This is a genomic window from Bradyrhizobium sp. SYSU BS000235 (genome assembly GCF_049747295.1).
GTDB lineage: Bacteria > Pseudomonadota > Alphaproteobacteria > Rhizobiales > Xanthobacteraceae > Afipia.
Window position 1 is genome coordinate 3,893,750 of record NZ_JBMHJM010000001.1, and the last position, 20,570, is coordinate 3,914,319.

Below are 20,570 nucleotides of genomic sequence, written 5' to 3' on the forward strand. Positions count from 1 at the left end.
AGGAGAACTACAATGTCGAAGTCAGTTGCCATCGTCACCGGTGCCAGTCAGGGAATCGGCCGCGCAACCGCCATCCGTCTTGCGAAGGATTTTTCTGCGATCACGCTTGCGGCGCGAGGAAAGGAGAACTTGGAGGCAACGGCGGCTGCGGTGAAAGCCGCCGGCGCCGAGCCGCTGGTGATCGATCTTGATCTGGCCGATGTCTCGGCACCAAAGAAAGTGGTCGATCAGACGCTCGCCAAGTTCGGGCAGATCGATGCGCTGCTCAACATCGCAGGCGCGGTGCCGCAGATCGATTTGTTCGAGATGACGGACGAGCAGTGGGATGGCGGCATGGCTCTCAAATTCCACGGTGCACGGCGGCTCGCCATCGCAGCCTGGCCTGCGTTGAAGAAGGCCAAGGGTACAGTGGTGTTCATGTCGGGCAATTCCGCCGTGTTTCCCAAGGCGCCCTATGCGGCCGTCGGTGCAATCAACGCAGCGATCGCTGCGCTCGCCAAAGCGTTTTCGGATCGCGGAATCACCGACGGCGTCCAAGTCAACAGCGTGTTGCCGGGTCCGGTCATGACCGGACGCCGCAAGTCCTATCTCGAACATTGGGCGCCGCTGCACAACATGACGGTCGAGGAAGCGACCAGGAAGTTTCCGCAAGATGCCGGCATCGCACGCTACGGCGAGCCGGAGGAAATCGCGGACTTGATGGCATTCCTTGTTTCGCCCGCGGCGCGCTGGATGACGGGAACGACGTTGCGCATGGACGGCGGTGAGGTCAAATCGATCTGAGGCCGAATAGCCAAAGCCGAGGCAGGATGCCCGCCGGTCGATCCGGCGGGCATCTTTCATTTTGCGCGTATGATTTTGTCCCGATTGCCGCCGCCTTTGCGCTATAGCGATCCCACGATACGTGGGATCAGCAACGATGGTGGATAAACAAAGCCCTGTTGCGTTCTGGCGCGCCGACGATCTCGGCGCGGACCTGCTGCGCGGGAACTTTGCAGGCTTTTCCTACGACGTGCATAGCCACGATACCGCTTGCTTCGCCCTGATTACCGAGGGAGCCATCCGTATCCGCATGCGAGAGGGAGAGTTCACCGCACGCAAGGGCGATCTCTACGCCATTAATGCCGATGACATTCATGCCGGCTGGCCCATCGATCCGGCAGGCTGGAGCCAGCGCACCATCTATGTCGATCTCGATCTGCTACGCGGGAGGATCGACGATGCGGATCACAGGGGGCCATCGCCTTCGATCCGCGGGCCCATCATCCGCGACCGCGAACTTGTCGGCGCATTCGAGGCGCTTCATTCGCTTTCGGAAACCGGCGGACCGCGGCTTGCACGCGACGAACGCTATTTAAGGTTCACCAGGCGGCTGTTCGATCGCCACATCAACGATGCGCCGGATGCGCGTGCTGTTGGCCGCGAAAGCCGCGCTGTTCGTCTGGCCAGAGACTATCTCGATTCACATCTCGACGAACGCGTCAGCCTCAATGACATTGCCCACGCCGCCGACTTGGCGCCTTACCGGCTCTACCGTGCGTTCAAGAGCGAAACGGGCATGACGCCGCATGCCTATCAGCGGCAGGCCCGCATTCGTTTGGCGCAGAAACTGCTGCGCCAAGGCGAAGAGCTCGCCGTCACGGCGATGCTCGCAGGCTTTGCCGATCAGGCCCACTTCACCCGCCACTTCCGCAGCCGTATGGGCATTACGCCGGGTACTTATCAGGCCGCAATCCGCGGCAGTCGTTAGACACGATCTTTCAGAAGACCATATTTGCCGACGATCTTGCCGACATCCTTGCGCGGGCCGTACACGCCGACGCCGACGTAAGTCAGCGCCTCGGTCTCGCATTCAGCGACCGCGGCGCCGAACGCCTGATAGTCGGTGGTCTGCTGGCCCTGCACCGGAAAATCGATGACGTCGAGCTTGCGCGCCAATGCCTTAGCGCGGATGCCGGGCAGGTCGGCCGCCGATGCGCCCAGCACCGAGATGCCGATCGGAATGAGGCCTGGATGCACCGCACCCGACTTGTCGATCAGGTCCGCGCCTGCCAGGTGCGGCCGCAGCTTGCCGATGGTCAGTGCGATCACCGCTGCGGCATTGGCTGCCCGGCCAACAGGCAAACTGTCATCGATCACGATCACGCAACGGCCGGGATCGTTTTGCTCTTCACTCTCGGACATAAGTTTCTTTCATCGAACAAGATAGGGGCGAACGCTACCGCTTCGCACGCCGGACTTTGTGCGCGATTGCGTTCTTCGTCAGGTCTATGGAACCAAGGCAACCCAGCCTTGTCTTGAACGCTATTGCAGCGCGGGCGGCTGAGTTCGGGTTGGTTGGCATCGCGCCGACACGAAATCCTGTCATGATCCTTGTTGGCGGATGGAATGAATTGATGGGCGCGTTGCCTAGAACGGACGGAATCATGGCGAATCTCCGCCGCGTATTCGGATGGCAATCTATCCGCTAGAACGTTGTTCAGGTCCGGCCAGGACCCGGGAGAAGGAAAAATCATGATGGTGAACCGATCCATGCCGAATGTCTCGGTTATTCCGGAGCTTGCTTATCCCGATGTCGGCGAGGCGATTGACTGGCTATGTCGGGCTTATGGTTTCACGCTGCGCCTGCGGATCGGCAACCATCGCGCGCAGCTGAACGCCGGAAACGGCGCGATCGCCGTGACGGAGCGTCCTGATGGCGCGTCGCATCCCATTGACCAGCCGTTCGGGATCATGATCCGCGTGGAAAACGTCGATCATCATTATCAGAACGCGTTGCAGCATGACGCAGACATTCTGCAAGCGCCCACCGACCATCCGTATGGAGAACGGCAGTACATCGTCCGAGATCTGTGCGGCTATCGCTGGACCTTCTCGCAGACAATCGCCGATGTCGATCCGGAAGCCTGGGGAGGTACCTTAAGCTAAGCCGGTTTCGGGACGCGTGCCGAGAATCGTCGCGCACGATTTTCATCTCGCGCAAACGCTGAGGTCTTATGCAGGCGTCCGTCATCTCTTGCGGGCGAAGTTGTGATACCGCTTCGCCGGACCAACGACAAAAACGATTCATGAACAATCCTTGGGAGGTTTGGTGATGATGAAACGGACTTTCACCCGGACACGACGGGATATCCTGCGCGGCGGCGCGTTGGGAGCAGGCGCGCTTCTTGCGGATCGCGCGGGGCTTACGACAAAGGCTTTCGCTGCCGACAACGCGCCCGAGATCATCATGGACGGGCACGTCCACATCACCAATCGCATCTATTGGGAGGGCATCGACCCGTGGACGCCGACCAAGCAGGGCTGGGATTTCGCCCGGGCGCGTGCCGCGGGTGTCAACTGCATCGTCGATAATCTCGGGCCCTACGGCTACTGGAGCTACAACTACACGCCGAAACAGTTTCTTCGGTTGATGGACACGCTGCTGCGGTTCTCCGACAAGCATTCGGACAAGATGGCGATTGCGCTGAGCCCGGACGATGCGCGGCGGATCGTCGGCAGCGGCCGCATGGCGGTGTTCATCGGCTGCGAGTCCGGTTTCGACCATGAAGGCGATGCAGATGTTCTGGATGCGTTTTACCGGCTGGGCCTGCGCTCGGTTCAGTTCACGACCCAGTCAGGCTTCAACTCCTACAGCGACAGCGCGCTGGCTCCGTTTCAGGGCGGCGAAAAGCCGGACCATTTCCACGGCATCAATGATCAGGGCCGCAAGCTCGTCACACAGATGAACAGCCTCGGCATCCTGATCGACGTCGCCCATGCCACCGAGGCGGCTCAGAACCAGCTCATTCAAGCGAGCCGCGCGCCGGTGGTCGCGAGCCACGAAACAATCAAGGCTGTGGCCGGTGCCGGACTCTCCGACGATGTGGTGAAGGCGCTGGCGGCGAAGGGAGGACTGGTCGGAATTCACGGCGGCGCGGCTGTTGTCAGCAAGCGCTACCGTCAGTGGATGGCGTCCAACCCGGAGGGCGCGAAGAATGCCAGCAAGGCGGTGTTCGGCATGCTGAGCTATCATCCGTCGGTCACGCGGCCGCCGGGGGATCATGGCGAGTTCATCGCGCGCATGGACAACGAGTTCCGCGAAAAGTGGAAGGAGCTGGCGGAGTGGAAGGAAGATCCGAGTGCCGTGCTGCCGACCATGGATGAATACATCGCGCAGATCGAATACGTGATCAAACTGGTCGGCGCGGATCACGTGGCGATCGGCCTCGACATGGTGAACGGCCGCACCTCGATCCCGGCCGATCCGACCGGCTACACCGATCTGATCGCGGCCATTCGCAAGCTCACCACGCCGGAAAACGCCCGCAAGATTCTCGGCGAGAACTGGATGCGCGTGTTCGGGCAGGCCAAGGCCGCTTAAGAAGCCGACTTAATAAGTCGACTGAGGAGGGGTTAGCGCGAAGCTCGACCCTTCTGATGATTTCCGCTCTGCCCGCGCCGCGTGTTGCGGGCAGGGCGATTGTCTCGATGCCGTCGATGGTGGCTACATCCAGGTTGTCAGCGATGGCGACCCTCATGGGTGCGGCATGTGTTCCCGTGGATGTGTGCGTGATCAACCCGGCGGTGACGAGCGCCAGCATGAAGATCCCGGCGAACTCCTGAATCGTTGGTGGTGTCATTCGACATCTCCTTTCAGATCCTGTCTCCGCCGCGCGTGGCGATGGTTGAAACGAATGCGCGTCGTTGTTGCGCGATAGAGTCCCTCAAGGCTTCATATTCGACGCGACTACGGTTGCGACGTCCGAATAGACGCCGACCAGCGGGCCGAGGACTGTGTGAAGCGCATTCTTCGAGATCAGGGTGTCATGCAGCACCAGATGATCGACGCCGGTGGTCATGAAGCACACTACGGCATCGTGCGGTGTCTCGACGATCGGCTCGCCCTTCACATTGAACGACGTGTTGATCAGCACCGGCACGCCGGTGAGCGCATCGAATTCCTTTAGCAGCCGGTACAGCATCGGATTGGTGTCTTCGCGCACGGTCTGCACCCGCGCAGTGCCGTCGACATGGACGATCGCCGGAATCTTGTCGCGCCATTCGGGGCGGACGTTTTTTGCGATCAGCATGAAGGGTGAATCTTCCTCGCCTTCGAACACGTCCTTTGCGCGCTCATAGAGCACGACGGGCGCGAAGGGGCGGAACGGCTGGCGATGCTTCACGCGGCTGTTGAGGATGTCCTTCATCTCCGGCTTGCGCGGGTCGGCGATCAGGCTGCGGTTGCCGAGCGCGCGCGGGCCGAATTCGGAACGGTCCTGAAACCAGCCGATCACCTTTTGATCGGCGAGGAGCTTGGCGGTGTCGCGACAGATGTTGTCGCTCTTGACTTGCGTGGTCTGGATGCGGGTGAGCGGGCGACGGCTCGCATCATGAATTTCCTTGTCGGAGTATTTCCGTCCGACGTAGGAATGGGTCATGACGAAATTGCGTTTCTGCTTCAGCACTTCGAGATAGCCGTAAAGCGCGCAGCCAATCGCAATGCCGTCGTCGCCGGCGGCCGGCTGAATCCAGACATTGTCGAAGCCGGCTTCGCGCGCCACGCGGCCGTTGGCGACGCAGTTCAGCGCAACACCGCCCGCAATGCAGAGATTCTTCGCACCGGTCTTTTCGCGCAGCCAATTGGCGCGTGCGAGCAGCACGTTCTCGGTGTCGTCCTGTACGCGCCAGGCGAGATCCTCCCAGTGCTTCATGGACGGGCTGGTTTCCCATTTCTCGTCGCTGTCCGCGATGTAGGGGCGGTTGAAATCTGGGTTGGATTCTTGGCTCCAGCGCGGGACGATCAGCTTTTCGCCTTGCATCTCCATCGTCGGCTTGACGCGGTTCGGGCGTCCGTAAGGCGCAAGGCCCATCAACTCGCCGCACTTGTTCCAATCGCCGAAGATGTAGGTCGAGGCGCGGCTGTAGAGCGCACCCAAGCCGGGCATGTTGTAGAATTCATCGCTGAGGAAACCGCGGTCCGGCTCCATCCAAACCTTCTTCAGGCATTCGAGCGTCGTCCCGCTGAACGTGTAGTAACTCTCGGACTCGCGCGCCAAGGCCGAACCGATGTCCTCGGCCGGATAAGGCTCGGAGACGTCCGAGCGGTAGCTGCCCACGCCGTCCACGATCATCACCACGCCATCTTCGAACGGCGAGGCCGCGAAGGCGCTGTAGGCGTGTGCCAGATGGTGCGAGATCGACACCACCTTATCCGAATGCGAGAGATATAAAGGATGCTTCTTCGCTTCCGCACGTTCGAATTCGGGGAGGAACCCGGGCAGATCCTGATAGACCAGGCGCTGCTCCATCTCCGGAACCGGCAGGATGTAGCAGTTGCGGACCACGAGATCGACGTCGTCCATGGTGATGCCTTCGGCATCAAGGCAGTAATCGATCACTTCCTTGTAGAAGCCGCTCGCGTGTTTCTCGCGGGTGATCCGCTCCTTGGCAATAGCGAACGCTATTCCCCATCTCGCAGCAGGCAGGCGCTCACATCATGGTCGTAGGTGTTCAGGCCGAGGACGTAAGTGTGTTTCTTGGACATTGACCATCTTCTGCAAAGAGCAATCGGAACGGATCGAATAATCGCGCATTGGTGAAACGCGGAAGGGAGAATGTGGTGCCAGTGCGGCCGGCTGGCGAGGATGGCCAGCATAGTGCGAGGCAATATGAACGCAATGTTACGGCGAGAGTGAATGAGCGTTCATAAAACCTCTAACTCGTCGGCTGTTATCATTCGGTCGCTTGACCGGAGGTATAGGTTCACCATAGTCTGCCGCCCGGATGATGGACTCGGCACATTTCGATGATGCCGGGTCATTTTTGAATCGCCTGATGGGACAGCAGGTTCACTAGTGTGACGTTTCGCAATTGTGGAGACGGGACACTAATCGCGGGCGGGGAGTGCTGAGCAGGTGCTTTCCCGCAAATGGGAGATTCTAGGAATGGCTCAGAAGACAGGTAAGCCCCGCAGCTTCCTTACACGTGTGCTGGCTGCGATGGCCTTGGTTGCAGTCTATGGCATCAGCCTCATCAGCACGTCGGCGGTTCTATTGTCCGCAACGTCAACTTCCGCAGAAGCGCGCGGCCGTGGCCGCGGCGGCGGTTGGGCTCGCGGTGGCGGTTGGGCCCGTGGTCGTGGACGTGGTTGGGGCCGTGGTCGCGGCTTCGGTATCTACGTCGCGCCTCCGGTTCGTGGCTGCTATTGGAGCCGCCGCTGGGGTCGGACCATCTGCCCGTATTGATATCTGTTTCGCCCACGCGACCTGATCGCGCGGGATGACCTAGAAAAAATGACGAGGTGTGCCGGGTCTCCGTCGCACCTCGTTTTTGTTTGTGGTCCGGTTGGATGTCGCCGCTCAGCTCTTCCGCAGGCCCGTTGCGCGCATGCTCGGGCGGTGGGCGAATGCACTGTCGCCGATGAGCGCGTCGGTTGCGACTGCGACGATACGGTGGATGATGTCGTCAGTGTCGCTGGTATCGCACAACCCGCCGGATAGTTTGCGCAGGCGCTCGTTGTCGGTCACTGTCTGGCGGATCATCGCCAGCGCGAAGTGCAGCCCCCAGTAGATATCGACTTCTTCGCGGTCGGGCAGGGCGTTGCGAAGCGCCACCGCAAAGCGTTGCAAGTGGCGAAATTCGCGGTCGACGATCTTCTTGATCGGCGGCACGGTCTCAACCGATGCGCGGGTGAGGAAGCGCGCTGCCGCCGAGCGCTGGCGATCCGGGCTGAGACACCATCGCAGTGGCGGGCCGACCAGAGCGCGCAGAATCGCGTCGACGCTCGCCTTGCCGCCGCCGGCTTCTTCCGCGGCTTTCAGTTCGGCAAAGCGTTCGCGGTTCAGCACTGTGGTGCGGCTGATGAACAGATCCGCCAGCAGTTCATCCTTCGACCCGAAGTGATAGTTCACCGCCGCGAGGTTCACCCCCGCTGCCGCCACGATGTCGCGCATCGTGACTTCGCCGAAGCTGCGATCTGCCCACAGCGTTTCGGCGGCGGTCAAGATGGCGGTTTTGGTCTGATCGCTTGCCATTCGAGCCAGTCGGTAAGAGTGGATTTCGCGTAGCGGAATTCAAATCAAACATTTGTTTGGATGACGTCTTGTAATTCAAACAAATGTATGAAATCAACCTAGCAGCAAGATCTTTGAGCGGCAAGCTTAACGTCCGTCACGTCAGCAGGGCTGACGTTCTTTTCCGGATGTGGACAGCCGGCCGCCAGTGTTGCAAGACGATTTCCAATTAACAACAGTGAGGACGTCTCATGGACTTTACGATGTCGGACCGCCAGCGCGAGTGGCTGGAACGCGTGACCAACTTCATGAACACGCATGTGCGGCCGGCTGTTCCGACCTACAAGGAACAGGATGCGCAGGGCGACCGCTGGAAAGTGATTCCGGTCCTCGAAGAGCTGAAGAAGAAGGCGCGGGCTGAAGGCCTCTGGAACATGTTCATGCCGCCGTCGTCGCACGAAGACGACGAATTCCGCGGTGCGGGACTGAGCAACCTCGAATACGCGCTTCTCTCCGAGCAGATGGGCCGCATCTCCTGGGCTTCGGAAGTGTTCAACTGCTCCGCGCCGGATACCGGCAACATGGAAGTGCTGATGCGTTACGGCACCAAGGAGCACAAGCGGAAGTGGCTGCGTCCGCTGATGGACGGTGAAATCCGCTCCGCATTCCTGATGACCGAGCCTGCGGTGGCATCGTCGGATGCGACCAACATCGAGACCCGCATCGAGCGTGACGGCGATCATTACGTGATCAACGGCCGCAAGTGGTGGTCGTCGGGCGTCGGCGATCCGCGCTGCAAGATCGCGATTCTGATGGGCAAGACCGATTTCAATGCGCCGAAGCATCAGCAGCAGTCGCAGGTGCTGGTGCCGCTCGATACCAAGGGCATCACCGTTGAAAAGATGCTGCCGGTGTTTGGCTTCGACGATGCGCCGCATGGCCACGCGCAGGTTCTGCTTGAGAACGTCCGCGTCCCGGTCAGCAACATCCTGCTGGGCGAAGGCCGCGGCTTCGAGATCGCGCAGGGTCGCCTCGGTCCGGGCCGCATCCATCACTGCATGCGCACCATCGGCAAGGCCGAAGAGGCACTGGAGAAGATGGTGAAGCGCCTGTCCTCACGCACCGCGTTCGGCAAGAAGATCATCGAGCATTCGGTGTGGGAGCAGCGCATCGGCGAAGCCCGTACCAACATCGAGATGAACCGTCTGCTGTGCCTCAAGGCCGCCGACATGATGGACAAGGTCGGCAACAAGACCGCCCAGCTTGAAATCGCGATGATCAAGGTCGCGGCGCCGAACATGGCGCTCAAGATCATCGATCAGGCGATCCAGGCCTTCGGCGGCGCCGGCGTGTCGGACGAAGCGGGCCTTGCCAAGGACTACGCAGGCATTCGCACGCTGCGGCTTGCGGACGGTCCGGATGAAGTTCACAATCGTGCCATCGCGCGGCTTGAACTTCGCAAGTATGCGAACGCGCCCGCCAAGTAATTAACCGAAACGGGTAGCAGAATGGGTCTAGGGGTAAGGAACGACGCCGACTTTTCCGGCACCAAGCCGGTCGAGGAGCGTCATCGCATCGACGAAGCGAGTCTGGCGCGCTGGATGAGCGAAAACGTCGAAGGTTTTGCGGGACCGCTTACGGTCTCGCAATTCAAGGGCGGTCAGTCGAATCCGACATACCGCCTCGACACCCCGAAGACCTCCTACGTGATGCGGCGCAAGCCGTTCGGCAAATTGCTGCCGTCGGCTCACGCTGTCGATCGCGAATACAAGGTGATCGCGGCCCTGCACAAACAGGGCTTTCCGGTGGCGCGCGCTTACGCGCTCTGCATGGACGACGCCGTGATCGGCGCGGCCTTCTACATCATGTCGATGGAAGAAGGCCGTGTGTTCTGGAATCCTCAGCTGCCGAACCTTCCGGCGGACGAACGTCGCGCAGTGTTCACATCCAAGATCGAAACGCTGGCGAAGCTGCACAGCTATGAGCCCGAGAACATCGGGCTCGGCGACTTCGGCAAGCCGGGCAATTATTTTGCGCGGCAGGTGGATCGCTGGACCAAGCAGTATCGCGCATCCGAGACCGACGTCATTCCGGAAATGGACAAGCTGATCGAGTGGCTGCCGAAGACGGTGCCGGAGCAGCGGCGCGTGTCGATCGTCCATGGCGACTACCGGCTCGACAACATGATCTTCCATGCGGACAAGCCGCAGGTGAAGGCCGTGCTCGACTGGGAATTGTCCACGCTCGGCGATCCGATGGCGGACTTTGCTTATCTGTTGATGCAGTGGGTGATGCCGGGTCTCGACGGTGCGGACCTCAAATCGCTCAACATTCCGACCATGGAAGAGGCCGAGGCGATCTACTGCAAGGCAGCCAACGTGCCGCCGATCGAAAACCTCAACTGGTATTTCGCTTACAACCTGTTTCGCCTTGCCGGCATCGTGCAGGGCATCGCCAAGCGCATTGTCGACGGCACGGCGGCGAATGAGAAGGCCCAGGAATCCGCCTCACGCCGCATTCCGCTGGCGCAGGCGTCCTGGAAATACGCCCAGCTCGCCGGCGCGAGCTGACATTCCATATCGATGGGCGGGGCGCGCGATCGTGCGCGCCCAACTCATTCTTGTAAAGCCGTCCTCATAAAAACGCTCGGGAGAACGTCATGGGTCGCCTTGAAGGCAAATCCGTCATCATCACCGGCGCGGGCAGCGGTATCGGCCGCGCGGCGTCGCTCATGTTCACCAAGGAAGGCGCGAAACTGATCGCGGTGGACAAGAGCGAAGGCGTCAAAGAGACCGTCGAGGAGGTGCGCAAGGCGGGCGGCACCGCCGAAGCCATGATGCTGGATGCGGGCTCCGAAGACGATGTGAAGGCTTACATCGCGAAAGCGATCTCCACCTACGGCAAGCTCGATGCGATCTGGGCCAATGCCGGCATCAGCGGCGGCCTGGTGCCGCTGCAGGAACAGACGGTGGAACACTGGCAGGAAATCCTGCGCATCAACCTGATCGGGCCGTTCCTTGCGATCAAATATGCGATGCCGCATCTGGTGGGGCAGGGCCACGGCGCCATCGTCTGCACCGCGTCTGTCGCGGGCCTGAAATCCGGCGCCAGCGGCCATCCTTATGCATCGAGCAAGGCGGGTGTCATCAGCCTGGTACAGACCACGGCTTACTCTCTCTCGGGCACGGGTGTGCGCATCAACGCGGTATGCCCTGGATTGATCGAGACCGGCATGACCAAACGGATTTTCGACGGCGCCAAGGAGCGCGGCACGGAAGGCAAGATCGGCCAGATCAATCCGCTCAAGCGCGCGGGTCAGCCGCACGAGATCGCAGCGATGGGGTTGTTCCTCGCCAGCGACGAGTCCTCCTACGTCAACGGTCAGGCGTTCCCGGTCGATGGCGGTTTGACCGCGTCGATGCCTTACGCCGGCAAACCGATCTGATTTCCGCATGTCAAACCCTGCAAAACCCTTCGTCGCGCAACATGCCGTGCCTCAGGGCGTGACAGCGACACGCTGGTGGTGGGTGCGTCATGCCCCGGTGCGGATCGACGGCGGCAATATCTACGGACAAGCCGACCTTGCCTGCGACTGCAGCGACAAGGTCGTGTTCGAAGGTGTCGCGCGTTTCCTGCCCAAGACTGCGGTGTGGTACGCAAGTCACTTGCAGCGCACGCATCAGACAGCGGAAGCGATCTGGGCTGCGGGCCTGACGGCTCCAGCGGAGATGATCAAGGACAAGGCCTTCGCCGAACAGGATCTCGGCGAGTGGCAGGGGATGAACCGCGCCGCGTTCTTCGCCGCGCGCCCAGCCTCTATTGCCAGTTACTGGTTCGCGCCCGCCCATGAGCGCGCCCCAGGGGGCGAGAGCTTCAACGATCTGTCGGAACGTACCGTCGCCGCGATCAGGCGCGTCAACACCGAACACGCCGGCAAGGATATCGTCTGCGTAGCCCATGGCGGGACGATCAAGGCAGCGATCGCCTTCGCGCTCGGGCTCGATCCCGGTGCAGGCTTTGCGTTTGCCATCGACAATTGTTCGGTGACACGGCTGGATTATCTTTCAAGCGATGGTCACAACGGCTGGCGCGTGCCGATGATCAATCAGCAGCCATGGATCGCAAGCCCTGCGCACGATGCCATGCATCAGCCGGCTGGGCCGGAAGTGACCAACAAGCTCGCATAGACAAAAAATATTTCAGGGAGAGAATCGCATGACCTTGTTCGATTTGACCGGCAAAGTCGCCGTCGTCACCGGCTCGACCCGCGGCATCGGCCGCGCCATTGCCGAGCGCATGGTGGAGCATGGCGCCAAGGTCGTGGTCTCATCGCGGAAGCAGGACGTTTGCGATCAGGTCTCGAAGGAGATCAATGCGCAGTACGGCGAGGGCAAAACCATCGCCATTGCGGCCAACATCTCCAGCAAGGAAAACCTGCAGAACCTCGTCGACGAGACCAACCGTGCTTTCGGCAAGATCGACGTGCTGGTCTGCAACGCGGCGTCGAATCCGTATTACGGTCCGATGGCCAACATTTCCGACGACCAGTTCAGCAAGATCCTCAGCAACAACATCATCGCCAACAATTGGCTGGTCAGCATGGTGGTGCCGCAGATGATCGAGCGCAAGGATGGTTCGATCATCATCGTCTCGTCTATCGGTGGCCTGAAGGGCTCGACGACGATCGGCGCATACTGTGTCTCGAAGGCGGCCGATATGCAACTCGCGCGCAATCTCGCCTGCGAATACGGCAAGCACAACATCCGCGTGAACTGCATTGCGCCGGGCCTGATCAAGACCGATTTCGCCAAGGCGCTCTGGGATAATCCGGAAACGCTGAAGAACTCGACCGCGCGTTCGCCGCTGCTGCGCATCGGCATCCCGGACGAGATCGCGGGTGCTGCCGTGTTCTTGGGATCGGCTGCGGGCAACTTCATGACCGGCCAATCGATGGTGATCGACGGCGGCGCGACCATCAGCTAAGGCACCTTCGCCAGCAGCTGAACGTTTGCATTCAGAAGTTGCGTCGCGGTGGATATTGCGCCGCGACGCAACTGCTGCTGAAAGCCGGAAGCCCGGTCAGCGATGTTCCCTTCACGAACGCGCGTCTGCGAATGCCTACGTCAAAAACAGCAAGCACGCGCCAACCACTGCCAGCGGCGCCATGCAGATCGCGCCCAGAACCAGGGTTGCTGGATCCGCCGCCTCGTTCTCTGTGTTCCCAGTTGCGTGAACTGACTTGTCTTCGCTCATGATACCTCCATGTGACTTTAAGCATGAGCGCGGCGATTGGTTTCTGCGCCGAGGTCATGGGCCATCTGAAACACGGAATGGCTTCAGGAACGATCTGACCTGTTTTGTTTTTCTCGGCATTGAAAGGAAAACAAATGTGGAAATCATCATTGGCGATTTCGACGCTCGTCGCGTCCTTGGCAGCGTTGTCATCCCCGGCCGCCGCGCAGGACTATCCATTCTGTCTGCTGCGGAGCGATGAAGCGGGACCGGGAACTTGCTACTATCGGAACTATGCGCAGTGCCAGGCAGCGGCGTCAGGGATTAATGCATATTGTTATCGCAATCCGCGTCTGGCCTATGGCTCCTATGAACGGCCGATGCGCTACGCACCCGGACCCGGTGTTCCGGGAAGCCCTTACCCCGGCTACGGCATTCCGGGGAATCCCTATGCAGGCGGCGGACCCTATGGGGCCAACCAGGCAACCAACCGCCCGAATTCCAGCAACGAAATCGGCAGCGGCCCCTGACGTTGAGCTCTGCGGGTGATCGTCCTGCCAATGCCCATCATTTGGTGCAAATGACGGGCCTCCTGAGGAATGCATCTATGAGATCTCGGAAGTTGGGAAAAATGAAAGCCATTCGAGGCTGTATTGGAATCGTATTCTAATCCGCGCTCAGGAACCGGCGGATTTTAGGAAATGATGAGTCGGCCGGAGTGGTAATTTAATACGCCTGAATAGTCGGGCCGATAAAGGTGGTCCAGACCGTGCCGACGCCGACAACAGCAAGTCTCACGCGACGCATTGATCTCACCACGCTACAGCTGTTCATCGCGATCTGCGAGGAAGGCAATCTCACGCGCGCGTCGCAGCGTGAAGCTATTGCGCCGTCAGCCGTGAGCAAGCGGCTTCACGATCTCGAAGAGGCACTGGGCGTCGCGCTGTTCCTGCGCCAGCCGAACGGCATGGTGCTGACGCCTGCGGGTGAATCCCTGCTGCATCACGCGCGCCTGACGCTGCTCAACATCGAGAAGATCTCCGTCGAGCTGGCCGAACACGCAACCGGCGTGCGCGGCCACATCCGGATTTTGGCCAATCTCTCCGCCATCGTTGAATTCTTGCCCGACGATCTGCCCGGCTTCTTCCGCACCCACGATCTGGTCCGCCTCGATCTTCAGGAACGGCCGAGCGCCGATGTGGTCCGCGGCGTGGAGGAGGGCTCAGCGGAAATCGGTATCTGCTCGGCGGATGTCGAGACGCGCGGCCTCGAGCGCCACGCCTATCGGCGCGACCGCCTCGTGGTGGTGGTACCTGCCAACCATGCGCTCACGCGCGCCGCTGACATTTGTTTCGCCGATACGCTGGACTTCGATCATGTCGGCCTGTTTGCCACCAGTTCGATTTACCTGCGCTCGCATTACAGCGCCCAGCAAACCGGCAAGGCATTCCGGCTCCGCGTGCACGTGCCGGGATTCGATGCCGTCTGCCGCATGGTGCAGGCCGGAATGGGTGTCGGGCTTATTCCGGATCGTGCGTTCGAAGTGTTGAGCCACGGCATGAATCTCGTCGCCGTGCCGTTGCGCGACAGCTGGGCGGATCGGCAGCTCAACGTCGTGGTGCGCCAGGCTGAGACCCTCTCTGCCACCGGACGTCTGATGTTCGATCATCTGTGCGGGGCCCTGCCACAACGCCCCGCTCCGGTGGCACTGTCGGCCTAAACCGTCGCGTTCGCGATCCGCGAACGCGTGTTGCCCAATGAGGATTGGACGAAACCGGTTTTGTCGGTGAGACCTCGAAAAAATAAACTTTCGAGGAGCGCAGGACATGAGCGGGCCTTTAACCGGAATTCGAGTCGTTGAGTTCGGCACACTGATTGCCGCTCCCTTTGCCGCGCGGCTGTTTGCCGAATTCGGCGCCGAGGTCATCAAGATCGAGCAACCGGGCACCGGCGATCCGCTGCGCAAATGGCGCAAGCTGCATCAGGGCACGTCGCTGTGGTGGTATCTCCAGTCGCGCAACAAGAAGTCGATCGCCATTGATCTCAAATCGCCGGATGGCCTCGCCATTGCGCGCGAACTCGCGGCCAGCGCCGACGTGGTGATCGAGAACTTCAAGCCGGGCAGCCTTGAGAAGCTCGGGCTCGGCTGGGACGTGCTCTCGGCACTCAATCCGAAACTGACCCTCGTGCGCATTTCGGGGTATGGCCAGACCGGGCCTTACCGCGACCGCTCCGGCTTCGGTGCCATCGGCGAAGCCATGGGCGGTTTGCGTTTCACCACGGGTGATCCGGACAGTCCGCCGGCGCGGGTGGGCATCAGCATCGGTGATAGCCTTGCCTCGCTGCACGCCGTGATCGGCGCGCTGATGTCGCTGCTGCGGGTGAAAACCGGCGAGGGCAGAGGACAGGTCGTCGACGTCTCCCTCTATGAGAGCGTCTTCAATCTCATGGAGAGCCTCGTTCCGGAATACGATCTGATGGGGCACGTGCGTACGCGGACCGGCGGTGCGTTGCCCGGCATCAGCCCGTCGAACACCTATCCCACATCCGATGGCCGCCATGTCGTGATCGCCGGCAACAGCGATGCCATTTTCAAGCGGCTGATGCTGGTGATCGAGCGGCCTGATCTGGCCGACGATCCCGCGCTCGCCACCAACGATGGCCGCGTGCCCCACGATGCGATGCTTGATGCCGCAATCAGCACATGGACCGCGAAGCGGACGATGGACGAGGTGCTGGCAGCGCTCGACAAAGCGGATGTGCCCGCGGGCCGCATCTATTCGGTAGCGGATATCGTGACCGATCCACATTACCTCGCTCGCGAGATGATCCTGCCGACGGAGTTGCCGGGCGATATCGAAGTGAAGATGCCGGGCATCACGCCGAAACTGTCGGAAACACCGGGTGGCGTGAATTGGCCTGGGCCTATGCTCGGCGAGCACACCGATGAAATCCTGACCGGGCTTGGTCTGGAGCAGCGCGCTATCGGGCTGCTGCGAAAGACCGGCGCGGTGCAGTAATGCGCGCCCCCGACATTCTCATTCAGGAGGTCGCGCCACGCGACGGCCTACAAATTGAACCTGTTTTCGTCGAGACGGCGGAAAAGGTGCGGCTGGTCGATGCATTGTCGCAAGCAGGCTTCAGCCGCATCGAAGTGAGTTCGTTCGTGTCGCCGAAGGCGGTGCCTGCACTGGCCGATGCGGAAGACGTGTTCGGCGGCATCCGCCGTAATCCCAGAACCATGTATGTCGCGCTGGTGCCCAATCGCAAAGGCGCGGAGCGCGCGATCGCTGCGGGCGCCGGCGAGATCAATTTCGTGATGTCGGCGAGCGAGACGCACAATCGCGCCAACATGGGCATGCGGCACGAACAATCGCTGGCGGCATTGTCCGATATCGTTGGGCCCGCTCACGCGGCTGGCCTCTCCGTCAACGCAACGATTGCCACCGCATTCGGCTGCCCATTCGAAGGCATTCAAGCCTTCACCAAGATCCGCAGGATCGTGCGGGAGTATCTCGATTTCGGCGTGGACGGAATCACGCTCGCCGACACCACAGGCATGGCCAATCCCAGACGAGTCGAGCACCTGGTTCAGGACGTTCTGAAGCAGGTCCCGTCCGACAAACTCACGCTGCATTTTCACAACACGCGGGGGCTTGGGCTCGTCAATGTTCTCGCGGCCCACGAGGCCGGCGCATTCCGCTTCGACGCCGCACTTGGCGGGCTGGGCGGCTGTCCGTTCGCGCCCGGTGCGTCGGGCAATGTCTGCACCGAGGATCTCGTCAACCTCTGCGACGAGATCGGGCTCGATACCGGGTTGAACCTCACAGCATTGCTGCAGCTCTCGGCGACGCTGCCGCAGCTCATCGGCCATGAGGTGCCGGGGCAGGTCGTCAAGGCCGGCCGGCCGCTCGATCTCCATCCCGTTCCAGAAAAACTTCGCGACGGCTGAAACCGCCGCACATTATTTCAAAACAACAAAACAATATCGGAGGAAATTCATGACGATTGCGACCGCGTCCGCAATGGACGTCGACACATCTGCAGCTGAACAGCGCGTGGTCAACAAGATTGCCTGGCGGCTGATGCCCTTCATCATCATCTGCTATCTGTTCGCCTTCTTCGACCGCGTCAACATCAGCTTCGCCAAGACGCACCTCCAGCACGATCTCGGCCTCAGCAACACCGCCTACGGTTTAGGCGCAAGCCTGTTCGTCGTGGGCTATGTACTGCTCGAGGTACCGAGCAATCTGCTGCTCTATCGGTTCGGCGCGCGGCGCTGGATCGCCCGCATCATGATTTCGTGGGGCATCGCCACCGCGGCGATGGTGTTCCTGCAGAACGAGTGGCAGTTCTATGGGCTGCGTTTCATGGTCGGCGCCATGGAGGCGGGCTTTGCACCGGGCATCCTCTACTATCTCACTCTGTGGTTTCCGCGCGCCTATCGCGGCCGCATCACGTCGATCTTCTTTCTGGCCACCGCCTTCTCAGGCATCATCGGTGCGCCGGTGTCAGGCCTGATCCTGAACTACCTGAATGGCGTGCACGGGCTCGCAGGCTGGCAATGGCTTTTCCTCGCCGGTGGGCTGCCGTGTATCGGGCTCGGCGTGGTCGTGCTGATGCGGCTCGATGACGGCATCGAGGATGCCAAGTGGCTGACCGCGGACGAGCGCCAACTGGTCTCGGCGCAACTGCATCGCGAGAGCGCGGATATCGGCGAGCACTCAACCTGGCGTGCGTTGCTGATGCCCGGTGTGTTGTTGCTCGGCTTCATCTATTTTCTGATCCAGATCGCCTCTTATGGTCTCAACTTCTGGGCACCGGATCTGATCAAGACGGCGGGCGGTGGCAATCCTGCGATCGTCGGTTTTCTCACCGCCGTGCCTTACGTCTGCGGCGCTATCAGTATGCTGACCATCGGACGCCTGTCGGATTCCTCGGGCGAACGTCCGAAATTTGTCGCGGGTCTTATTCTCGCGGCGGCCGTCGGCTTCTTCGCCGCGGGCTTTTTTGACAAGAACATCACGCTGTTGATTGCTGCGCTCGCGGTGCTTGGGGCCGGCGTGGTCGCGGCCATTCCGACGTTTTGGACGCTGCCGCCGAAGCTCCTGACGGGCGTCGGTGCGGCGGGCGGCATCGCACTGATCAACACGCTGGGCCAGCTCGGCGGTATTGTCAGCCCGGTGATGGTCGGCGCGGTCAAGGACGCCACCGGCAGCACCACGCCTGCGCTTTACGTGATCGGCGGGCTCTGTCTGCTTTGCGGCCTGATCTTGCTGTTCGCCATGCCCGAGAGGCTGCGCAGCAATGACCTGCTAGTACCGCGCAGTGCAAAAGCATGATCGAGCTGGCCGCGATGCCGCTTGTAAGGAGCTTACGAGCGGCATCTCGCATCAATGGATCGGCTCTCGATCAACCAGAGGGAGGCCGCGATCAGGCCTTCGCCGCGACGATCTCGATTTCGAGCAGGAATTCCGGACGCACGAGCTGGGGAACGACGGAGAGCATCGAGGCGGGGCGATGGTCACCGAGGAAGCGCGAGCGCACCTTGGCGTAGGCGGGAATGTCTTCGGCGCGGATGAGGGAATGCGTCGCCTTCACAATATCGACGACGCCCATATTCGCCTTGTCCAGCATGCGAAGGATGTGCTGCCAGGCGATTTCGGCCTGTCCGGTGATGTCCGGCGGAAGTTCGCCGCTTTCCGTCAAGCCCGGCGTGCCTGACGTATAAAGCCAGCGCAGACCGGGCTGGACCAGGATGGCGTCGCTATAAGCGCCAATCTGGCTTGCGACGCCGGCATCGATGATCTTGTGGTTCATTTGGCGTTCCTCCGTTGTGCCATTAGGCATCTTGTTGGCTGTGTGTAGCATGGCACGTTGATGACCGAGAAGGCCGATGCATTGCTCAAATCACAGCCTTCGGCGATTATCAATCCGGCCGAAGTTAGAGCAGATTCATGTCACCAATCACAATGCACCACGCCGTTCAAAGGAACGGCCAGGACATATGTGCCAGTTCGGACGCACTGTTTCCCTGGTGGAGCATCACCAAACCGGTGCTGGCTGCTGCAGTGCTACGCCTCGTTGATCGGGGACGTGTCGATCTGGATCAGCAGTATGACGACAAACCCTATTCGATCCGCCAATTGCTTCAGCACACCGCCGGCTTAAGCACCTATGGCGGCGCGGCTTACCACGATGCTGTTGCGTCCCATGAGCCTGTCTGGCCGGTGGAGGAATTGCTGCGTCGTGTTCAGGCGGACCGGTTGATCTACGCGCCGGGGCAGGGCTGGGCCTATTCGAATGTGGGCTATCTGCTCGTTCGTCAGTTCATCGAACAGCAGATGAACCTTGATCTCAACGCTGCGCTGTCCGAACTCGTCTTTAACCCCATGGGCCTGCAGCGTAGCCGCATTGCCACCACGCCCGCGGACATGGCTGAAACTTATTGGGGCAATTCTCCAGGCTATGACCCGCGCTGGGTTTATCACGGCCTTCTCATCGGCCCGCCGTCCGATGCTGTCCGCTTTCTCGACAATTTGCAGTCCGACACGTTCCTGTCGGAGCGATGCCGATTAGAGATGCTGGGCGAACATCCGCTCAATGAAAGTGGCGGCGGCCGGCCCTGGACCCGTACCGGCTACGGTTTTGGCTTGATGATCGGTGAGATGGGTGAGGCGGGCAGGGTCTGCGGCCATACCGGCGGCGGCAACGCAAGCGTGTCGGCGCTTTATCGCTTCTCTGATATCGCGGGCGCCCCCATCGTCGCCGTGTTTGACGAGGGCACCGATGGATCCGCGGTGGAATGGGAAGCGGTGCGGCTGGCGCTGCAGTCATGAGAACGGTTAGTGCCATCAGCATGCTCTGCTGATGGCACCCACGACGCTGATCAGCTCTTGGCTTTCTTCGCCTTGGCCTTCTTGGCAGCGGTCTTCTTGGGGGCGCTCGTCTTAGGAGCTTTGGCTGGCTTCGCAGCCTTATCCGGCGTAGCCGCTGTCGGTTTGGAAGCTGCGTCTTCAACGGCCTTGCGCATGGCGCGGGCGTAGCTGTCGGCGACATTGTCGGCGGACATCTGCAACCGCTTGGCGGCCGCGGAGCCGAGCTCCATCGCGTCCTTGGCGAGTTGCTTGTATTGCTCCTTCGCGTCCTTGGTCTTTGCCTTGGCCGCGAGCTGCACGTAGTGGTCGCGCCGCTCCTTGGTGGCTGCAACCAGGCTCTTGTTCTGTTCTTTCGCGACGCGCCGGATAACGACGTCCAGATCGGCTCCCGCCATGTACTCTTCCTTCTGTTCTCAGCCCGCCGGCCTTTTAGCCGATCCTGATCGTCATTGTCGCCTGCCATTGG

General features: G+C 60.9%; 21 protein-coding genes and 1 pseudogene. 16 read left to right on the forward strand and 6 right to left on the reverse strand.

The window, feature by feature from the left end; all coding sequences use genetic code 11:
* Nucleotides 1-12 precede the first annotated feature (12 nt).
* A complete protein-coding gene (locus ACP0KA_RS18070) occupies nt 13-783 on the forward strand; it encodes an SDR family oxidoreductase (RefSeq protein WP_424630107.1) in 771 nt (256 codons plus the stop codon).
* A 136-nt stretch (nt 784-919) separates the two neighbouring features.
* Complete coding sequence (locus ACP0KA_RS18075) at nt 920-1,750, forward strand: AraC family transcriptional regulator (protein WP_424630108.1); 831 nt, start codon at nt 920-922, stop codon at nt 1,748-1,750.
* Here ACP0KA_RS18075 and ACP0KA_RS18080 read toward each other — a convergent pair.
* Nucleotides 1,747-2,184 carry a DUF2000 domain-containing protein gene (locus tag ACP0KA_RS18080; protein WP_424630109.1) on the reverse strand — a complete coding sequence of 146 codons (438 nt, stop codon included), beginning with the start codon at nt 2,182-2,184 and terminating at the stop codon, nt 1,747-1,749. The genes ACP0KA_RS18075 and ACP0KA_RS18080 overlap by 4 nt on opposite strands.
* 330 nt (nt 2,185-2,514) lie before the next feature.
* Between ACP0KA_RS18080 and ACP0KA_RS18085 the strand changes: the two genes are divergently transcribed.
* Nucleotides 2,515-2,928 (forward strand): VOC family protein, encoded by a 414-nt coding sequence (locus ACP0KA_RS18085; RefSeq protein WP_424630110.1) that lies wholly within the window; start codon nt 2,515-2,517, stop codon nt 2,926-2,928.
* Nucleotides 2,929-3,094: 166 nt separating this feature from the next.
* The gene (locus ACP0KA_RS18090; RefSeq protein WP_424630111.1) at nt 3,095-4,363 is read left to right on the forward strand and encodes a dipeptidase; all 1,269 of its coding nucleotides are present in this window, start codon (nt 3,095-3,097) and stop codon (nt 4,361-4,363) included.
* Between the two features lie 343 nt (nt 4,364-4,706).
* On the opposite strand, the pseudogene ACP0KA_RS18095 reads toward ACP0KA_RS18090, so the two are convergent.
* A pseudogene (locus ACP0KA_RS18095) lies at nt 4,707-6,526 on the reverse strand (carbamoyltransferase family protein).
* A gap of 400 nt (nt 6,527-6,926) precedes the next feature.
* Here ACP0KA_RS18095 and ACP0KA_RS18100 point away from each other — a divergent pair.
* Nucleotides 6,927-7,226, forward strand: a complete 300-nt coding sequence (locus ACP0KA_RS18100; protein ID WP_424630112.1) for a hypothetical protein — start codon at nt 6,927-6,929, stop codon at nt 7,224-7,226.
* Between the two features lie 114 nt (nt 7,227-7,340).
* Here the strand turns inward: ACP0KA_RS18100 and ACP0KA_RS18105 are convergent, their stop codons facing one another.
* A complete protein-coding gene (locus tag ACP0KA_RS18105) occupies nt 7,341-8,015 on the reverse strand; it encodes a TetR/AcrR family transcriptional regulator (RefSeq protein WP_424630113.1) in 675 nt (224 codons plus the stop codon).
* Between the two features lie 230 nt (nt 8,016-8,245).
* On the opposite strand from ACP0KA_RS18105, the gene ACP0KA_RS18110 reads away from it, so the two are divergent.
* The 5 genes from ACP0KA_RS18110 to ACP0KA_RS18130 all read left to right on the forward strand — a co-directional run bounded on the left by ACP0KA_RS18110 (nt 8,246) and on the right by ACP0KA_RS18130 (nt 12,977).
* A complete protein-coding gene (locus ACP0KA_RS18110; RefSeq protein WP_424630114.1) occupies nt 8,246-9,481 on the forward strand; it encodes an acyl-CoA dehydrogenase family protein in 1,236 nt (411 codons plus the stop codon).
* 21 nt (nt 9,482-9,502) lie between these two features.
* Entirely contained in the window at nt 9,503-10,564 is a 1,062-nt protein-coding gene (locus tag ACP0KA_RS18115; RefSeq protein WP_424630115.1) for a phosphotransferase family protein, read from the forward strand.
* A gap of 89 nt (nt 10,565-10,653) precedes the next feature.
* A complete protein-coding gene (locus ACP0KA_RS18120) occupies nt 10,654-11,439 on the forward strand; it encodes an SDR family NAD(P)-dependent oxidoreductase (RefSeq protein WP_424630116.1) in 786 nt (261 codons plus the stop codon).
* Between the two features lie 7 nt (nt 11,440-11,446).
* Entirely contained in the window at nt 11,447-12,181 is a 735-nt protein-coding gene (locus ACP0KA_RS18125) for a histidine phosphatase family protein (RefSeq protein WP_424630117.1), read from the forward strand.
* A 28-nt stretch (nt 12,182-12,209) separates the two neighbouring features.
* Nucleotides 12,210-12,977, forward strand: coding sequence for an SDR family NAD(P)-dependent oxidoreductase (locus tag ACP0KA_RS18130; protein WP_424630118.1), 768 nt, complete (start codon nt 12,210-12,212; stop codon nt 12,975-12,977).
* A 135-nt stretch (nt 12,978-13,112) separates the two neighbouring features.
* On the opposite strand, the gene ACP0KA_RS18135 is transcribed toward ACP0KA_RS18130, so the two are convergent.
* Nucleotides 13,113-13,247: a hypothetical protein gene (locus ACP0KA_RS18135; RefSeq protein ID WP_424630119.1), complete on the reverse strand. Its 135-nt coding sequence runs from the start codon at nt 13,245-13,247 to the stop codon at nt 13,113-13,115.
* Nucleotides 13,248-13,381: 134 nt separating this feature from the next.
* Here ACP0KA_RS18135 and ACP0KA_RS18140 point away from each other — a divergent pair, with 134 nt between their 5' ends.
* The 5 genes from ACP0KA_RS18140 to ACP0KA_RS18160 all read left to right on the forward strand — a co-directional run bounded on the left by ACP0KA_RS18140 (nt 13,382) and on the right by ACP0KA_RS18160 (nt 18,568).
* Nucleotides 13,382-13,756, forward strand: coding sequence for a DUF3551 domain-containing protein (locus tag ACP0KA_RS18140; protein ID WP_424630120.1), 375 nt, complete (start codon nt 13,382-13,384; stop codon nt 13,754-13,756).
* Nucleotides 13,757-13,995: 239 nt separating this feature from the next.
* Nucleotides 13,996-14,946, forward strand: a complete 951-nt coding sequence (locus ACP0KA_RS18145) for a LysR family transcriptional regulator (RefSeq protein ID WP_424630121.1) — start codon at nt 13,996-13,998, stop codon at nt 14,944-14,946.
* 106 nt (nt 14,947-15,052) lie between these two features.
* Nucleotides 15,053-16,246, forward strand: a complete 1,194-nt coding sequence (locus tag ACP0KA_RS18150; protein ID WP_424630122.1) for a CaiB/BaiF CoA transferase family protein — start codon at nt 15,053-15,055, stop codon at nt 16,244-16,246.
* Entirely contained in the window at nt 16,246-17,178 is a 933-nt protein-coding gene (locus ACP0KA_RS18155) for a hydroxymethylglutaryl-CoA lyase (RefSeq protein ID WP_424630123.1), read from the forward strand. Before ACP0KA_RS18150 ends, ACP0KA_RS18155 begins: the two co-directional genes overlap by 1 nt.
* Before the next feature lie 49 nt (nt 17,179-17,227).
* Nucleotides 17,228-18,568 carry an MFS transporter gene (locus tag ACP0KA_RS18160; protein ID WP_424630124.1) on the forward strand — a complete coding sequence of 447 codons (1,341 nt, stop codon included), beginning with the start codon at nt 17,228-17,230 and terminating at the stop codon, nt 18,566-18,568.
* A gap of 91 nt (nt 18,569-18,659) precedes the next feature.
* On the opposite strand, the gene ACP0KA_RS18165 is transcribed toward ACP0KA_RS18160, so the two are convergent.
* Nucleotides 18,660-19,046: a RidA family protein gene (locus ACP0KA_RS18165; RefSeq protein WP_424630125.1), complete on the reverse strand. Its 387-nt coding sequence runs from the start codon at nt 19,044-19,046 to the stop codon at nt 18,660-18,662.
* Between the two features lie 137 nt (nt 19,047-19,183).
* Here ACP0KA_RS18165 and ACP0KA_RS18170 point away from each other — a divergent pair, with 137 nt between their 5' ends.
* The gene (locus ACP0KA_RS18170) at nt 19,184-20,065 is read left to right on the forward strand and encodes a serine hydrolase domain-containing protein (RefSeq protein ID WP_424630126.1); all 882 of its coding nucleotides are present in this window, start codon (nt 19,184-19,186) and stop codon (nt 20,063-20,065) included.
* A gap of 50 nt (nt 20,066-20,115) precedes the next feature.
* Here the strand turns inward: ACP0KA_RS18170 and ACP0KA_RS18175 are convergent, their stop codons facing one another.
* Nucleotides 20,116-20,499: a hypothetical protein gene (locus ACP0KA_RS18175; protein WP_424630127.1), complete on the reverse strand. Its 384-nt coding sequence runs from the start codon at nt 20,497-20,499 to the stop codon at nt 20,116-20,118.
* Nucleotides 20,500-20,570: the final 71 nt, after the last annotated feature.

Bases quoted from the DNA above. Each gene is read 5' to 3' on its own strand.
- ACP0KA_RS18075 (WP_424630108.1), top strand. From the start codon at position 920: ATGGTGGATAAACAAAGCCCTGTTGCGTTCTGGCGCGCCGACGATCTC.
- ACP0KA_RS18070 (WP_424630107.1), top strand. From the start codon at position 13: ATGTCGAAGTCAGTTGCCATCGTCACCGGTGCCAGTCAGGGAATCGGC.
- ACP0KA_RS18090 (WP_424630111.1), top strand. From the start codon at position 3,095: ATGATGAAACGGACTTTCACCCGGACACGACGGGATATCCTGCGCGGC.
- ACP0KA_RS18105 (WP_424630113.1), bottom strand. From the start codon at position 8,015: ATGGCAAGCGATCAGACCAAAACCGCCATCTTGACCGCCGCCGAAACG.
- ACP0KA_RS18155 (WP_424630123.1), top strand. From the start codon at position 16,246: ATGCGCGCCCCCGACATTCTCATTCAGGAGGTCGCGCCACGCGACGGC.
- ACP0KA_RS18085 (WP_424630110.1), top strand. From the start codon at position 2,515: ATGATGGTGAACCGATCCATGCCGAATGTCTCGGTTATTCCGGAGCTT.
- ACP0KA_RS18115 (WP_424630115.1), top strand. From the start codon at position 9,503: ATGGGTCTAGGGGTAAGGAACGACGCCGACTTTTCCGGCACCAAGCCG.
- ACP0KA_RS18120 (WP_424630116.1), top strand. From the start codon at position 10,654: ATGGGTCGCCTTGAAGGCAAATCCGTCATCATCACCGGCGCGGGCAGC.
- ACP0KA_RS18165 (WP_424630125.1), bottom strand. From the start codon at position 19,046: ATGAACCACAAGATCATCGATGCCGGCGTCGCAAGCCAGATTGGCGCT.
- ACP0KA_RS18125 (WP_424630117.1), top strand. From the start codon at position 11,447: ATGTCAAACCCTGCAAAACCCTTCGTCGCGCAACATGCCGTGCCTCAG.
- ACP0KA_RS18135 (WP_424630119.1), bottom strand. From the start codon at position 13,247: ATGAGCGAAGACAAGTCAGTTCACGCAACTGGGAACACAGAGAACGAG.
- ACP0KA_RS18170 (WP_424630126.1), top strand. From the start codon at position 19,184: ATGTCACCAATCACAATGCACCACGCCGTTCAAAGGAACGGCCAGGAC.
- ACP0KA_RS18100 (WP_424630112.1), top strand. From the start codon at position 6,927: ATGGCTCAGAAGACAGGTAAGCCCCGCAGCTTCCTTACACGTGTGCTG.
- ACP0KA_RS18140 (WP_424630120.1), top strand. From the start codon at position 13,382: ATGTGGAAATCATCATTGGCGATTTCGACGCTCGTCGCGTCCTTGGCA.
- ACP0KA_RS18080 (WP_424630109.1), bottom strand. From the start codon at position 2,184: ATGTCCGAGAGTGAAGAGCAAAACGATCCCGGCCGTTGCGTGATCGTG.
- ACP0KA_RS18160 (WP_424630124.1), top strand. From the start codon at position 17,228: ATGACGATTGCGACCGCGTCCGCAATGGACGTCGACACATCTGCAGCT.
- ACP0KA_RS18110 (WP_424630114.1), top strand. From the start codon at position 8,246: ATGGACTTTACGATGTCGGACCGCCAGCGCGAGTGGCTGGAACGCGTG.
- ACP0KA_RS18150 (WP_424630122.1), top strand. From the start codon at position 15,053: ATGAGCGGGCCTTTAACCGGAATTCGAGTCGTTGAGTTCGGCACACTG.
- ACP0KA_RS18130 (WP_424630118.1), top strand. From the start codon at position 12,210: ATGACCTTGTTCGATTTGACCGGCAAAGTCGCCGTCGTCACCGGCTCG.
- ACP0KA_RS18175 (WP_424630127.1), bottom strand. From the start codon at position 20,499: ATGGCGGGAGCCGATCTGGACGTCGTTATCCGGCGCGTCGCGAAAGAA.